Source organism: Prevotella multiformis (assembly GCF_018127985.1).
Taxonomy (GTDB): Bacteria; Bacteroidota; Bacteroidia; order Bacteroidales; family Bacteroidaceae; genus Prevotella; species Prevotella multiformis.
Map to the genome: position 1 here is coordinate 34,035 of NZ_CP072358.1, position 15,604 is coordinate 49,638.

Consider the following 15,604-nt stretch of genomic DNA (forward strand, 5'->3'; position numbering starts at 1 on the left):
ATCAGTCTTTTTTGATGTATTCGCCCTTATCATTGAAGTCCTTTAGACGGCGGACGAATGAGGTTGGAAATATAGGATAGATGGCTTGAATGTTCTCAATGCAAGAGAAACACTCGCGCACCATCATAAACACGCAAAGATAGGTTCCTATCCACTGGGTAGCACCGACAACGCTGCCATTCACCTTGAAATTGGCAAGCACGTTTGAAAGGATGAGCAGAAGAATGTAGATGGCAATCTTCTTGCTGAACTTACCGAAGAATGCCTCGCTGGAGGCATCTTTGTGGAGGAAGTGCTTCCACACGCTGAGAATAGTGTCGATGATGATGGCGACGCCTATCCACTTGGCAAACTCCCAGTCCTGGAAGAGGTATTGGGAAAGGTCGGTTACCACGGTGAGTGGCACAGAGACGATTGATATCATTGGTAATCTTTTCATTATTGTCGGGGCTTTAATTGTGATACAAAATTACGTTACTGCATCCGCTTGGCAAAGGACCGACTGAGGTGGTGGGTGCCGAGCGCATCGGGGCTGATGCAGGAGAGCATAAGCGTCCATCCGACGGAGGAGAGTTCCGTGGCGACAAAGGGAATTATCTCCGCCTTATCGAGTTCGCCACGTGAGAGCCACTCGATATTGCCCTGCTCCGCATCGGCAAGCATCCAGGCGTGAACCCTTGAGAGCAGACGAAGTGTAGCGTCGGAGGCAAGCATATATTCGGCAGCGTCGGCACGGTTGGTCATCTTGTTGGCTACGGTGATAGCGATGCGCTGGGTAATCTGATAGGAGTTGCGCCCGTCGGCAAGCATATTCAGTTCGCCGTAATCAACGAAAAGGAACGAACCTGCCAGTTTATCGATGCGCTGCTTCAGTTCGTCAAACGACTGCCCATAGACATAGTTGGCAATTTCAGGGATGCGCGACATATCGGGAAGATTGTCAAGAGCTTCAGCAAGTTCGTTATACCCCGGGAAGTCGCTCGACCCATTGGTGAGTATGGCACGGATACCCTCCTTGGATGGGTATTGTGCGAAATAGAGGAACTGATATTTAATCATAATATCTTATCGATTACGGAAATGGGCAAGCCCACCTCCTCACTGATTTTCAACTTATCCCATCCAAAGCCCTTCATATCGTGGACGGCATCGATGGTCTTCTTGCGCAGCACCTTCAGATAGGTAAGCACGTTCATCTGCTCTATCTGACGAGCATCGCCAAGCCCCTCTTTGGAGAGGTCGTAGAGCGCATCGGAGGCATCGGTAGTGATGGGATGTTTGGGCTTTTTGACGAACTTCGACAAAAGAGAGAATGAAGTCTTACTAAAGAGATAGTTGTTAAACGCCTGAAAATTAAACGATATAGCCGTAAGTATTTCGACTGGTAGTTTGACGAACTCCTTTGCCATTTCGTGGGCAAGCTCGGAATGGTACTCCTTTTCGGGATAGTAGAGAATGGCAGCGAGAAGCGGAAGCGACTCGTCGCCCTGCTCGATGAGTTCCTGTGCCTCGACATACTGAAGGGCTGTGAGCGAGCAGGTGAGCATTCCGTAGCCTGTCTCAATCTTGTAGCCTTGATAACGATGCTCGCCAATTCGGACGGCAGGGATGAGCTGCGCACAGAAGCACAGGTCCACCACATACTGATAGTCGAGCCGGCGCAGTACACGAGCAAGGGGAATATGCAGACGGTAGGGATCGATGCGACGGCATAACTGGTAAGTTTCGTCGTCCACGCCGTCCAGTACGGCGTTGTTGTCGGGATAGTTGATTTGGAACATAAACGTGAGTTGCTCGGAGATAGCCACAAGGTTGGCAATCTGCTCCTCGGAGCGAAACTTATGCTTATCCCAACCCATAACGTCGCACAGCCAGTTAATGCGTACCTCGCCGGCAGAGAGTTTACCAGCGGACATACGAAGCAAGTCGGCCACAAGGTGAATGTACTGGCGGTCGGTCATACCGTCCCAACGGTTAGGGATGCGGTGTATTTCCCCTTTATAGATGAGTTCAATATCCTTTGTCATGGCAGCATAATGATTTTGTCATCAGGGCGGTTATACGCAGAATTAGAGCAGAAGTCCACCGATGCGTCCGTTGCGAGCAAGGTATCGGCATTGGCGATGAGTTCCTCGGCTTCGAGGTCAAGACGGTCGGCGAGGTCGAGGGCTGCATCATGTTCGTCCTTGCCCGAGCGTGAGGCGTGGCTGTCATCAAAGAGGTTGCGGATAGTTGGGGGGAACTCTAAGATGTCAAATCGGCGGAGCGACTTGGCAACGGTCTTCTTGACCAGCGCAAGGGTCAATATCGGCTCTATGCGCTCACGGTTTTCTACCGTGAGGCGGTCGTAGTAGGCAGACAGACGCTCGTCGAGAGTTTCCTTCTGAAGGGGAAGAATGCGGAAGAAAAAGAAGTAAGACAGGTCTATCGGATAGATGGAGTCGAATTCATCCGCTGTTCTGATCTTGCAGACACCGATAATCTTGTAGTATCGGGACTTACGCCATAAGGCAGCAGGAGAACTGGTGTCCCCACTATTGACCTCTACCGACATAAGCTGCTGGATAATGGTATCCATAGCGTTGTAGTAGTTGTCCATATAGGAACGCTTCATTCCCTCAATCTCGTACTTATAGACATCCACGTGGTTCTTACGACGGTTGATACTATCGAATATCAGCTGCGAAGCCATTGTCATATTGGCCACAGCAGAACGCAGGGACTCTGTCAGCGCATCGTCGGGATTAAGAGCGATGGCATTGAACACTTCGGCGGTGATGATGGTTTCCACACGCTTTCGGGCTGTTACGCCTGACGAAAGGAGGTCGTTTAAGTCCATATTCGTCTCGACACCGGGAGCATACTTGCTGAAGGTGCCGAAGTCCTTAAAAATATCTACTAAAACATTCTTCATGACTGTTGCTGATTAAGTCTGTCCTTGGGTGCTACATCTTCCTGTCGCTGCGGAACCTCACGATAGAAGCCTATGCGATAGCCCTGCTGCCAAAGGTCGGGGAAATTGAGGCGGAGCGCATAATTGAAAGGCTCGCAGCAAATCTCGTCCTCTGGTGTAAGCGACATTATATATATAAGGTAGTTATAGTAAGAGTCGGAACCCGACTTGCTGATAACCCCGTCTTTGTCCACTGCCGTTATGGAGGCATCGAGTCCGACACTCGACAGTAAGGCTTGCTCGGTACGTTTGTCGTAGGCAATCAATGCCTCGATATATTCCTTATACTTGAGGTCAATAGTCTCTATCTTCCATTGCTGCTCATTGCCTGAGCTATCCATAAACGAGATAGAGGAATAAGCCTTCCCCTGATTGTCTGAACCGCTCAAGTAGTCGCCTATCTTTCGCAGCTCCAATCGCATATACTCCACAAGCAACGACTCCCTATATTCCGTGCCGATACCAATACCGTTGTATTTTACCAACTCCTGCTTCTTCGATTTACGGATTTTGTTCTCCTCGCACAACTTCATCAGTTGGTTGCGCTTGCTCGATACCCACGCATTGGGGATAATGATGTGTATCTTGGCTGCGAGCGAGTTACGCAGGAAGGAGTTAATATAAGTTGCGGTCTTGTTGCTACCCTGGATATAGGGGCGTGCGCCTTGGTGGGTTTCGTTCACGCCGTAGAACTCATCGACCGATTTCTCCCGATGGTGGGAAATGGCAGCGTACTGGTAGTTGTCTACTTCTGACAAATTAAACTTAGGATATATCTTGTAGCTACTTGCACCATAGGTCCACCTGCCCACCGCTATATGGCGGAAGTCGCTGTAACTCATCATCTCGTAGGCTACATCCTGCCGTGTAGTGGCAAGACGGCAGTGTTTGTTCTCCACCGCTTCCAGCCCAGCCACTGGCTGCATCCCCAATCGCTTACCACGGGTGAAACGCCACTTCACGAAGAAGTCGCCAAAGTAGTAGAAGTTCTTGATGCAGGTTTTGGCAAACGCCTGTGCCGAGGTCTCCATCCCACGCTCACACCACGTATTGAGCCACTCGTCCCACTGGGGCAGCGCAAGGTACTCACGCTTCATCTTGCCACCCTCTATCGTCTGCATATAGGCACATGGACCATGACCGTAGAGCATCTTAATCTCCTTGCTGTATAAGCGTGGCAGCAGACGGTTCTCCTTGATCTCCGCCGTTACTTCGTCGCAGAGTGCGTTGTTCACGCCACGCATACATACTTGATACCCATTGACACTGAGCCACTGGTGTTCGTGCATGACTAACTGTCTGCCCTGCGGTACGAGCAGACCAGGTGTTCCAAACACCTGCTTGCCCTCGCCTATCTGAAAGGATAGTACGTTGCCGTCCATGATATATGTACCGGCATTGCCGTATAGTTCTATACTGTCTGTCATAACCAATTTATCTTGTGTAATTTATATCCATCCTGTGGGAAGCCCATATATCTGATGAGTATGCGGTAGCACATCTTAGGTTCTCCATGCCCGTCCTCAAACAGAAAGTAGTTCTCCGAGTCCACTGCGAACCTATCCTGTGGTAGTTGGGTGCGGTACTTGCAATGTGGTTTCACTATGAGCTTATCCCCAGCCATGCCCTGCGACCTCGAATAGGGGAAGAAGCACAGCGTGAAGTCGCCACTGGGGAGCTTGCTAATCTCCCTTGCCCACTGCATCGCATTGATGCCATCCATTTCGATTGCCTTCTTCATCACTTGCGAAATTACGCAATTCCCCTATGGGGGCAAAGGACGGCAAATGGGGGCTGGCGTCATATTTCCGTGCTTTTGAGAGGTTGCACCTCAATATCCAAAATCAGCGGTGCGTGCTGATAAACGCCGTTTGTTTATTTTCGTTTTTGATTTTCAGAACGCAAACCGTTGATTTTCAACAAAGTAACTTTTTGACCTATGTAAATAGCCCTCGTTATTGCCTGTTTTTGCCAACTTTTTATGTTGCTTTTGCTACATTATTGGGGCTTAAATGGCTATGTTTTCGGGTAAATCATCGGGATAACTGCTTAATTCCTTCTTGATAAGGTCGGAATAAAGACCATAAAGCAGGTAAATCATTGCACTTGGGAGCTGCGTCGTTAGCCCTGGTCGCCGCTTCAATTCCTCCTTTCTCTCCGAGGCTTTGTCAAGCTCTATTTTGCCGTTGGTTTTCTTGAGCGGGCTGATAAGAATGGCACTGCACAGGTTAGGGCACTCGTTCTCATCGATGCGCACCTTTGGGAGCAAGGCAAGTTTCTCGCCAAAGAGCAACTGGCACAGGCGGAACTGCTGCCAGTGGTAGATGGTGGGCGCACCGTCGTTGTAAAGGATAACCGAGAAGCCGTAACTCTCCAAGGCTGCCTTCATCGTGAGCGAGTCGGTGGTTATCTGCTCCAGTTCCTCACGTGTCTTGTTGCCGGCACGGTCGGGGTAGAGGTGGATAACCTTGTTCACGGCATCCGTGCCGAAGAACGAGTACACCTGCTGCGCAAGTTGCTGCTGGTCGTCGGGAATGTACGCCCAAAACTCCTTGATGATGTCAAAACGGTTACCATAGTCTTTCTTCTGTCCCACGATGAGCGACTGGAAGTTGCCCGGGTCGTAGCCCATATAGAGCGGTTCTCGCTTATCGTAGTGGCGCAGGTAGCGTGCCGTGAGCAGGAACTGGTCTTTGAGGTCGAATTTCAGTATCTGGTCGTAGATATAGCTGTCCTTGAACTGATGCCGCTCGTGGTCGTAGGTAGTGAAGAACTTATTGGTTACTTCCTTGTGTCGAATGGCGCAGATAGCCGTGAGAAACTCGTCCATATCGAGCGTGTCGAGCTGGGTTTTAAAGAACTTGGGACCGAGAATGTCCTTATTGCAGAACGAAGAGGCACGGATATAGTAGATGGCGTTACGGCGCATATCGGCAAGGCGAGGCTTCCAGCGTGCCACAAAGGCATTGAGCCGCTCGCTCTCCAAGCGTATCTTCTCCATAACGACGGGGTTCTTGGTGTTTCGCAGCTCTTGCTGAAGGGTGAACTGCTTGTATAGCGACTGGTTGATGGAAAGCGACACCGAGGCTATCTCCTCGATGAGCTGGCGGTCCATCTTGTTCTCGTATTCCTCAAACCAATCGTCCTCACCCAAATCGACACGGGCCGTATCACTCACACCGGTAACACCTTCGTAATATGCCGACCGTCTAATCTCTGCCGAGCCACCACGGAGCGATGGGAACAGGCGCGACTTCAGCTTCTCGCCGCTGTTGTGCTTCATCTCCTCCACGAAGGCGTGTACGGCGTTACGACCTGCCACACTCTCGGGCTGGTCGGAAGACACGAGCTGCAAGTGTGCTCCGTTGCGGAAGATAACGGAGTGTTTGGCGTAGGCTATGGGGTAACGGGGACGGCGGAAGTGGGAGGGCAGCTTTGACTCGCCCACCACATAGTCGATGCCATACTCCAGCATTGCCCTCTGCTTACCGTTTACCATGACGGGACGAGAGAACGATGCCTGAATGTTAGGCCATACGTTGGTCATCAGGGCAACGTAGGTCTTGTGTACCAGGAACGACAGCTCGCCCGGCATATCGTTCGCCACACGGATGAGCCGTGGCACAATCACACCCTCGGTCTTACCCGTGGCACGCGCCCACTCGGCATAGAGCATATTGGGGTCGATGATGTTCGCCAATAGCTGCACGTGGTTCATATAATAATGCTCGAAGTCGAGCGTAGGGTTCTCGGTTGGTTGCATATCAGTCATTGGGCAGTTCCTCCACTATTTCGGCATCCTGAATATCGGCATCACGCAGCAGACGCTTCTTCTCCTTGTTCTCGATGGGCAGGGAGTCGATGAGTGTAACATAAAATCCTTGGTTGTGCTTGGCTGCAATCTCCTTGAGGTTCTTCTTCGAGAAGCCAAGTTCCTCGGGGGTTAGTTCAGGAGAAATTAAGAAGAGAACTCCTAAATCCCTGTCTGCCTCTGCTATCTCTGAAGACCTACGACGACATTCCAAAGCAGCGTCATAGCATGACTTCATACCCTTGTAGTCGCGATTGAGGGCACAGAGTTTAGCAAGATCCTCATACTTGTTGGCAAAGTTGCTTTCCCAAACTTTAATGGGGACATTACAATCCACCTGAAAGTAGTTGATAGCCTGATAGATTCTCGCCATACAGGTGCGTTCCTCTATCTTTAGTCGTTGCTCTGCATTGATACGGAGCTTCAGCTTTTTGGCAGCTCTTGTAATGTTACGCTCATGCTCGAATATCTCCGCAGACCATTGTAGTTGCTGTAAGAACAACTTTATTTCCTGTGGAATACCCTCGCAGTCCCCATTCGTCAAGAATGCGGATATAAGGTCAGGGTGTATGGAGTCTAACTTCTCAATTTCACTTTTCATATTCCAAAGAGTTTCATACGCAGGTCTTTTTCGGCACGCTCATTCTTACGTTCCTCAAGTAAGGTAATGGAGTCGTTGTCTCCTTTCTCCGCTTTCTTGGCAAGCTCTGCGTCAATGTTATATTCGCCAAGCGCAAGCCCTTGTTGGTATGCCTCACAATACACATCACCGGGCATAGCTATACGATACAGCAAGGCTATACGCTTAGTTTTCCTCAGACCGAGTAGCTGGCAGATACGTTCGGGGGTATAATTCAATGCTCCGAACGTTCTGACTTGATTGATATACTCATCTGAGAGAATTTCATTCTGTGCTAATTCCGACATTGAATTATCTTTTTGGTGTCATCCTCTGATAAGACATTGCCATCCCTCTCCAACAGAACTGGTTGTTGGGGAAACATTGCCATGTATCTTCGTACAGTAGCAGACACGTATTTAGGGTCTATTTCCATTCCATAGCCGATGCGGTCGGTCTGTTGGCACGCCATAATTGTAGAACCCGACCCTGAGAACACATCAACAACAATATCGCCATTCTTGGTACTGTTGGTAATTGGGTATGCCATCAGCGCAATAGGCTTCATTGTTGGATGAATTCGGTTGGCTTTTGGCTTATCAAAATTCCAAATGGTTGTCTGCTTTCTGTCAGAGTTCCAAAAATGTGCAGCCCCAGGCTTCCAACCGTATAGGCATGGTTCGTGCTGCCATTGGTAGTCCTGACGTCCCATTACAAGGGAGTCCTTGACCCAAATGCAGCATTGTGCTATCTTGAATCCAGCTTCCCGAATGGCTCTGCGGAAGTTCTCTCCTTCAGAGTCTGCGTGGAAAACATAGAAGGAACCTCCAGCTTTAACAATGGAAAACATCACGTTGAATACAGACTGCAAGAAGCGGAGAAACAAATCATTCTCCATAGAGTCGTTCTGAATGGTTAGTTTATTGTCTCCTCCACCTTCATAATTGACATTATAAGGAGGGTCTGTGAGAATCATATCGGCAACTCGACCATTCATAAGTGTAGCAATATCCTTCTTCGAGCGACAATCCCCACACATCAACCTGTTGTTACCGAGTCTGAATACATCGCCTGGGCGAGCAAAGACATCACTATCCTCTTGTGGAAGGGTATCAACGGCATCTTCTTGTATCTCTGCTGTATCATTCTCTGTGGCAAACAACTTATCTGTTCCGACAGAGAAATCGTTTTGCTTAACTTCATAGCCAAGATTGAATTTGGCAAGATCATCACCGCTAATATTATATTTTGTGAATAAAAGGGTATCGGGATTTTTCTGCGCAAACTCTGAGTTATATGCAGCAATTTCCTCTACAGCTTCTTTCTTGTTAGAAGCCTGTATTTCCTCATAGGGAATCTCGGGAATCTTGAATCCATAGGAGCGAAGCCCAAGGAGAGCCTTTCTTCTTTGGTGCGCATCGATAATCCACAGTTTGCCATCAGGATCTTTCCACACTTTGAATGAATACTTGAAGCCACGAGTGATGATGAGCATCTGTAACTTCGATAATTTGTCTGCATCAGGCTTTTTGAAATCTTCCTGAAGTTCGATAAAAGAGTCCAGCGGGGCAGTTGGAAGACCACCCAAATTAAAAACTTTTATACTATTTTCCATTGTCATTATTTATTTTGTTGTTCAAGAACCATTTTGAAAAGTCGCTCCCTTTCCTGGTGACGTTCGAGGTTCTTACGGTCGGCAGTGCGTTTATCCTTTCTGTCGCTGCGCTTGAGATAGGAGCGATAACGCTTGATATTGTCGAGGACATTCTTATGCTGACGGAGGAACTCTGCAGGGTCTGAGCGGAGCAACTTGATGAGCTGGGCAATCTCTGAGCGTCCGAAGAGTATGGGGTGCTTACAGAGAAACTTGCCAGTATCATTGAACGATTGCAGCTCGGCGAAAGCCTGATTGTTTCTGATCCTTAGCTCTGCCATATCAGCTACGGCTTGGGCTGTGGGATTCTTATCAAGCACTTCGTCGAGCTGCTTCATCTGTCGCCAAGTGTTGATGCGGTCGTTGTAGATAACGGTTGCCATCTGCACGTCGGCATCGAGAAGATTAGTCCAGTCTACTTTTGGGTACTCTTCTTCTTTGGTGAGGTACTTTTTTTTTCAGTTGCCGACTGTTCCACTTCTTCAGCTGCTTCTGTGGTTGCTGCCTCTTTGGGCTGTTCCACCTCTTCAGCTGCTTCTGTGGTTGCTGCCTCTTTGGGCTGTTCCACCTCTTCAGCTGCTTCTGTGGTTGCTGCCTCTTTGGGCTGTTCCACCTCTTCAGCTTCTGTTGCTGGAGCTTCTTCAGGAACCGTTACCTGCTCCGCTTCCTCGGTCGTTTCTGTGGGAGTCTCCTCTTTGGGTTGTTCCACTTCCTCGGCTTCAGGTGCAGGAGTTTCATCGGTAGACTTCTCATCAGCAGGATTGCCGTCATCCTTTGGAGTTTCGTCCTCTTGCTTCTCGCCAAGGGCAACTGGAATCTCATCCTTCTCATCTTCAGGATTCTTTTCGCCATCAGGGTTAGGGTTCTCATTGCCATCAGGGATATTGTCTGTTTTTTCCTCGGCTTCCTGTGCTGCAAGGAATTCACGGCGATTGCGAACAATCTCGTCGTGCGTAACAACATCGAGCAAATCGAACAGAATGTCCTCGGCGTTCTTGCTTGGGGCAAGACCGTAGCGAATGAGGTTGCTGTTGCCTGGAGACTTATCCTTCAATAGCGCAAGGTCGGCCTCGGCAACCGAGGGGCTTGACAACTGGCGAAAATGGTTGAGTTTCTCTTTTACACTATACATAATTAAAGGAATTAAAGGAGTTAGAGGAGTTAAAGCAATTAGCCCCTCTAACTCCTGAAGATTATACTTCGGTACGAGATACTTCGATTAAGGTCGTGGTATCAAGGATGCGCAGGGTAAGGGTTGCACCTTCCTTCGCCGTCCATGTGGCACCGTTCTCCAGCACGAAGGTCGTACCGTCGGTAACAGTGGCTGGCTTATCGGTTCCTGCACCAACGAGGGTGATGTAGCGACCCTTATCGGCGGCAGTAAGACCAGAGACGGTTACGATAACCGCTGCCGAGCCTGTGCCGTTGGCAATCTTATAGGTGTTGGAAGATGCCGTGATGGCTATCTCCGTAGCACCTGCCGACACCTCCGTCGATGCGTTCATAGCAGGGTTGCCTGTGTAAATCAGCGGTAAGTCTACTGAAGAACGCTTGAAGGTAAAGGTGGTGTAACGGCCGTCCTTATCGTCCTTGGTCTCTGTGTTAGAGAGGATGATAGGGCGTTCCAACTCGCCGATGATATACCATTCCTTCGACTTGATGTGTTTGAAGAAGATAATGAACTTGCCACCACCATACTCCTCGATGAAGTTGTAGAGCGGAACTCGTGCGCCACCCATGATGATAACAAACTGGTTTTCGCCCGTGGTGGTGATGTCGCCTTTCTCGGTTGTTCCTGTGAATGTAGGAATGTCGTGTGCCTCGAAGTAGTGCGGTATCTCTCCCTTCTTCAACGGAATGGGTGCCACCTCACGCTGTGCGTTGGGCTGTGGGAACTCCTTGGTGCGGTCGATCTGGTCAATAGCAACGAGATAGACGATGTAGGAGATGTCGCTACCGTGGGTATCACGGTCGGACACATCGTCGATATGCCCGAGCATGGCCATAGACGCAAGAGAGAGTCCAGAACCTGCTGCTGCACCAAATGAATGGTCAATCAATGCACCCAGCAACAAAACCACTCCAAAGACTGCAAACGTAACCATGAACATATTGCGAGCCTGACGGTTGGCGTAATTAAATCCCTTCAGAGGATTGTACGCACGGTGGCGTTTTTGAATTTTATTTCTAATCATTGTTCTTTTTGTTTTGCAGGGAGCAGCCCTAAAGCTGGCTCCCTGCGTTCAACTATCATTTAACTAACAACTAAAAAATGGCCGAGGTTTATCGTCCGCCCGGAACATTAGGCTGCAACTCCTTGTTGATGGTGCGCTTGCCACCTACGCAACGCTCCAGCTCACGGAAGTTGCCATCGTTGCCGATGATAACCATAATGTAGTCGCCTACCTTCGAAGCCGTGAAGGCATCCGAGATATTGGCAAACTTACCAGACTTAGCAATTTTTGGAAGATGCTCCTTCACGCCAGCCTCGATGCAGTAGGCCACACCATTCTTGGCATTGACGATGTCGGTAATGGTGTCGGCGGTGGTGGTTGCACCTGTAACCTGCCAAAAACCATCATTGCCGTCCACCTTATCCTTGATGGTTGCAGCGAAGAGGTTGATGAAAATCTGCTGCCATTCGTAGGCGTTCTTATCCATAGCATCACGGCTATCGAAGCGACGACCTGTGAATGAAGCCGAACAGCCTTCCTTCCAAGTACTCCAAGCGCGCACCTGCTCCATCTGCTCCTGCATCTTCATGGCGAGCATCTCTCCAGGAATGTACTCCAAGAACTGGAGGTTACCGGGCTGATGCAACATCATGAATGGGAGTTGGCCGAGGTAAGGCAACCAAATGATATGCGTGGTGGTGTCAGGCACTACGTTGAGCGCACCCATCGGACCCGTGAAGTCGGTATCCTTACCATAGGTAGTGCGGACATTCTTAATCCACCAGCCCTGATGGTTCTTGTTGAGGTAGATAACGTGCTGGTCGATATCCATATCCTCGGTAACGGTGCTGCGGACATCGGCAAGGAACTCCTGAACGGCAGCCAACATCGTTGCCTGTGTGTAGCTGCGGTAGTCCTCGTCCACGTGTGGCTTGATGTCGTACTGATGCACGTAGCGCAACAAGGTATAGAGGATACCTGTACCAGCGTTGAGATAAGAACCAGCCACACCAGCCTCTGGCTTCACGTAGATACCACGCATACGGCGTTTGTTCTGCTCCACCTGCGCAGTGGTGAGGGTGTTGAGCAACTGATACTCAATCATTGTCCACTTGATAGGGTCGGAGCCTTCCTTATTGAGATAGCCGATGTACTTGCGTTCCAATTCCTTCATTGGTCCCCATTCCATCTTGATCATGGCATCATCAACGTAGCCCATGTGGTTCTCGATCTTCATGCCGCCCTTGAATACTTCACCGGTCTGATAAGCCTGTGAAACCTCGTCAAAGAAGGCGTTGAAGACAAGACCTCTATCCTGATAGCCGTAGGCCACTGGGAAGTACTGGGTCATATCACGGAGCTGGAGCACACGAGCGATGAGTGCGTCCTGACGAAGAACTATGAACTGGTCGCCGACACCAGCCTTGTCCACACCCTCATAGTTGGTGGCATACTTACCAGCAGCCAATGCAGGAGCGTCGAGCAACTTATTCTCCTGAAGATACTGATAACGAGCCTTGAGCGACTTGGCAAAGCCATAGGCAGCTTTGTAGAAGGCAACACCGTCTACCTGTTCGTCTACTTCAGGCAAGGCTGCGGCAGCACGAGGATTGGCGGCAATCTTATTCCAGCGATCCTGCATCGAGAACATTGGGTGTTCCACACCGAAGAGATACTTTGGCGTGTTGCCAAAACCATTGATACTAACAGGAGAAACCGTAATGGTCTGTGCAGGTTTGTCCTCTTCAGGTTTCTTCGCAAGAGCTCTGAAATCGGAACGCATACCATTGAGCGACTCAAGGATACCTTCAAGAGTGGCATTGTTTTGTGGCTGCTCACCTTCAGGAGCCTCGCCTTCATTAGACGCAGGATCCACTCCCTTGATAACAGACTGAATGGTGTTGAGCATCTGCTGGAACTCGGCAGCCTGCTTTGCGGTCTGCTTGGCTGCCTGTTCCGCAGCAAGGTCATCATTCAGAGTGGTCTGATACTTCTTCTGGTATTCAGCCACAATAGAATTGAACTCCTCTTGAGAAAGAGTCTTGTCCTCGAACTTCTTGCCGAGCTGCAAGAGGTCAAGAACGCTTTTCAACTTTTCTTTGAAATTCATAATAAACTAAAAACTAAAGAATTAAATATTGTATATGGCAGTCTTCAATTTGTTGGCGTTGGAATACTCGCTTCCCATTGTCATTGCTTCGGCCACGGCTTCAACCATAGTTTTGCTACCATCGGCAAGCCCTATCTCCACGGCCTGTGGTGTGTAGAAAGTCTCGCCACGAAGCACAGGGGCATCGTCGGGCAGCTCTGCCAGCAACTTACGCTGTCCCCTTACCTCTGCGAGGAACTGGGCATTGAGAGGGTTGAGAATATTCTGAACGAAGGCTTCATCCTTTCCGTGACGGAGGTCATCGAAGGTCTTATTCTTGAGGTCGGAGTTGGTAGCCTTGGCTTCTACTTTCTTGATACCGAGTTTGGCAAAGTACTCCTCGAAGTCATAGAAGCTACACATCGTGCCTATGCAACCTGCGTAATCGTTCTCCGTCAGCGCATAGATACGGTTACCATGACAACCAATGTAGTATCCTGCCGAACAGCACATCTTCTCATAGAAGGTAAGGATTGGCTTTTGACAGTTGCGGAGCGTTTCGCTCAGGCGGTCAAGATACCACGCCTCGCCACCAGGCGAGTTGATGTGGAGGAAGTGACAAGAAATCTGCGGGTTGGCTTCAGCTGCGATGAGGTCGGCTTCGAGTTGCTTGGAAGAAAACCACCAATAACTCTCTGCCATCACTGTGCCGAACACACGGTGGTAGGCAATAGAGTTATCGGGGAGCTGCTCATCGTCGAACTCATCGGTAAGCGTTACAGCAGACCCCTCTTCCTGTGCAAGCACCTTGATGAGTTCCTGAAGGGCAGTATGGGTTTCAAACTGATACCAAGTGTGGTTTTTCAAATAGGTCTCTATCTCGGCTTTAGAAAAGCCAAGTGCAGACTTCGGGTCTGCCTTATCGTCAATTTTCCCATGCAGAGGAAAAACGGAGAGCATGGCTTGACGGAAGCCATCTACCGTTATCCATAGTGGCTTACCTGATACAAGTAGGTTCTGTAATTCGTTCATCAACTTATTTTTGATGCGAATTTACCATATAATAAGGTGTAGGCAAAAGACCTACAAAAGAGGGTCTGTAAGCATTTTGCACTTTATAACGAGGTTGGCAGAGGTGAGATTAGAGGAAATCTGAACTCGTGCAGGAATATCGGAAGTGCCTATAAGATGAGTTTTCCTATCTGATGTCTTGATTGTAACAATGGCACTTCGTTCAACAGAGAATACCCTGCGAACCTCCTCGTCGGGGAGGTCTATCACTAAGGTCTTATCACAGTTCCAATAATTACCGGCATCATTGTCAGTAAGTTGTGGTATATAGGAGAAAGTGTCTGCGACAAAATCATACACATTTTTCTTTCCGTGTTTATCCGGATTAACAAGACGCACTTGAACGGCATTTAAGAACTCTAACATAGTCTGCGATATTTGAATGACAAAAACAATAGTTCGGTCTGTATTAAAAAACTTTAATTGGATGCAACTTTTTGGTACTTGCGCACCTTCTTAGGTCTGAGGCGGTTTCGGAAACGATAATAATTCTTCAAGAGCGCATCTGAGGAGATAGACTTCAGCTGATAGGTGTGAATGAAATCGTAGATGACATCAAGGTTCCTACGCTGCCTACCGAACTCCTCGTTCTCCAACAGAACACGGTGCAGTTCAAAATTGAACATTCGTCGTATCTGCGTCTCTATCTCCTTAGCTGCGGCCACGGAGAGGTAGTTGTAATAAGCAGGGTCTTTCCAAGGGCTGCCAGCTGTGCCGGATCTGCGAACAGGCAGGAGGATACGAAGGTTTCCAGCAACAACTTCAGGCTGATTGGAATGCCGGCGTGACATATTCTCCCATATGCAGTGATACAGGTCTGTCGTATGTGGAATTTTTACTGTGCCGTGTTTATGCTCAGTACCGTATTTTCCAATGACATACTCTGCAAGGTATGGTTCGATTTTGATGGTCGCAATTTTTTTTGAAGCCCATTTTTCTTTTTCCATGTGCGTTTTTAGTTTTTTATGTTCCTACTGTCCTACATTCCTACAAAATAAGATTCAATAATACAAAGGTACTGATAATCAGTGTGATAACCAAGAATTATCACTCAAATATTTTATTATACCACTCAAATGTATATTCCTACAAACCTACAAAAGGATATATTTTGTAGGATGTGGAAATTGAAATGGAGAAAAACAGCAGAAAACCTATTTCCTACATCGTCCTACAAACCTACAAACAGAATCAATCTAACCTACATACTAATAATAACACATAACTATTTGA

General features: G+C 48.7%; 16 protein-coding genes. All 16 read right to left on the bottom strand.

Annotated features, from left to right (window positions below; translation table 11 throughout):
* Position 1: 1 nt before the first annotated feature.
* Positions 2-439 carry a bacteriophage holin gene (locus tag J4864_RS06565; RefSeq protein WP_211815017.1) on the bottom strand — a complete coding sequence of 146 codons (438 nt, stop codon included), beginning with the start codon at positions 437-439 and terminating at the stop codon, positions 2-4.
* A gap of 35 nt (positions 440-474) precedes the next feature.
* Positions 475-1,059 carry a hypothetical protein gene (locus tag J4864_RS06570; RefSeq protein ID WP_211815018.1) on the bottom strand — a complete coding sequence of 195 codons (585 nt, stop codon included), beginning with the start codon at positions 1,057-1,059 and terminating at the stop codon, positions 475-477.
* Positions 1,056-2,027 carry a hypothetical protein gene (locus J4864_RS06575; protein WP_211815019.1) on the bottom strand — a complete coding sequence of 324 codons (972 nt, stop codon included), beginning with the start codon at positions 2,025-2,027 and terminating at the stop codon, positions 1,056-1,058. Before J4864_RS06575 ends, J4864_RS06570 begins: the two co-directional genes overlap by 4 nt.
* Positions 2,024-2,914 (bottom strand): hypothetical protein, encoded by an 891-nt coding sequence (locus J4864_RS06580; protein WP_211815020.1) that lies wholly within the window; start codon positions 2,912-2,914, stop codon positions 2,024-2,026. Before J4864_RS06580 ends, J4864_RS06575 begins: the two co-directional genes overlap by 4 nt.
* A complete protein-coding gene (locus J4864_RS06585; protein ID WP_211815021.1) occupies positions 2,911-4,380 on the bottom strand; it encodes a hypothetical protein in 1,470 nt (489 codons plus the stop codon). The genes J4864_RS06580 and J4864_RS06585 overlap by 4 nt, the downstream gene beginning before the upstream one ends.
* Positions 4,377-4,694, bottom strand: a complete 318-nt coding sequence (locus J4864_RS06590; protein WP_211815022.1) for a hypothetical protein — start codon at positions 4,692-4,694, stop codon at positions 4,377-4,379. Before J4864_RS06590 ends, J4864_RS06585 begins: the two co-directional genes overlap by 4 nt.
* A gap of 267 nt (positions 4,695-4,961) precedes the next feature.
* Positions 4,962-6,725: a hypothetical protein gene (locus J4864_RS06595; RefSeq protein WP_211815023.1), complete on the bottom strand. Its 1,764-nt coding sequence runs from the start codon at positions 6,723-6,725 to the stop codon at positions 4,962-4,964.
* On the bottom strand, positions 6,718-7,365 hold the full coding sequence (locus J4864_RS06600) for a hypothetical protein (RefSeq protein WP_211815024.1): 648 nt from the start codon (positions 7,363-7,365) through the stop codon (positions 6,718-6,720). Before J4864_RS06600 ends, J4864_RS06595 begins: the two co-directional genes overlap by 8 nt.
* On the bottom strand, positions 7,362-7,691 hold the full coding sequence (locus J4864_RS06605; RefSeq protein WP_211815025.1) for a hypothetical protein: 330 nt from the start codon (positions 7,689-7,691) through the stop codon (positions 7,362-7,364). The genes J4864_RS06600 and J4864_RS06605 overlap by 4 nt, the downstream gene beginning before the upstream one ends.
* Positions 7,679-9,004: a DNA-methyltransferase gene (locus tag J4864_RS06610; protein ID WP_211815026.1), complete on the bottom strand. Its 1,326-nt coding sequence runs from the start codon at positions 9,002-9,004 to the stop codon at positions 7,679-7,681. The genes J4864_RS06605 and J4864_RS06610 overlap by 13 nt, the downstream gene beginning before the upstream one ends.
* Positions 9,004-9,420 (bottom strand): hypothetical protein, encoded by a 417-nt coding sequence (locus J4864_RS06615; RefSeq protein WP_211815027.1) that lies wholly within the window; start codon positions 9,418-9,420, stop codon positions 9,004-9,006. The genes J4864_RS06610 and J4864_RS06615 overlap by 1 nt, the downstream gene beginning before the upstream one ends.
* A 32-nt stretch (positions 9,421-9,452) precedes the next feature.
* Complete coding sequence (locus J4864_RS06620) at positions 9,453-10,169, bottom strand: hypothetical protein (protein ID WP_246479492.1); 717 nt, start codon at positions 10,167-10,169, stop codon at positions 9,453-9,455.
* A gap of 61 nt (positions 10,170-10,230) precedes the next feature.
* Positions 10,231-11,232, bottom strand: coding sequence for a hypothetical protein (locus J4864_RS06625; RefSeq protein WP_211815028.1), 1,002 nt, complete (start codon positions 11,230-11,232; stop codon positions 10,231-10,233).
* 88 nt (positions 11,233-11,320) lie between these two features.
* The gene (locus J4864_RS06630; protein ID WP_211815029.1) at positions 11,321-13,321 is read right to left on the bottom strand and encodes a hypothetical protein; all 2,001 of its coding nucleotides are present in this window, start codon (positions 13,319-13,321) and stop codon (positions 11,321-11,323) included.
* 21 nt (positions 13,322-13,342) lie between these two features.
* Positions 13,343-14,332: a S49 family peptidase gene (locus tag J4864_RS06635; RefSeq protein WP_211815030.1), complete on the bottom strand. Its 990-nt coding sequence runs from the start codon at positions 14,330-14,332 to the stop codon at positions 13,343-13,345.
* A 458-nt stretch (positions 14,333-14,790) separates the two neighbouring features.
* The gene (locus J4864_RS06640; RefSeq protein WP_036868767.1) at positions 14,791-15,318 is read right to left on the bottom strand and encodes a hypothetical protein; all 528 of its coding nucleotides are present in this window, start codon (positions 15,316-15,318) and stop codon (positions 14,791-14,793) included.
* Positions 15,319-15,604 lie beyond the last annotated feature (286 nt).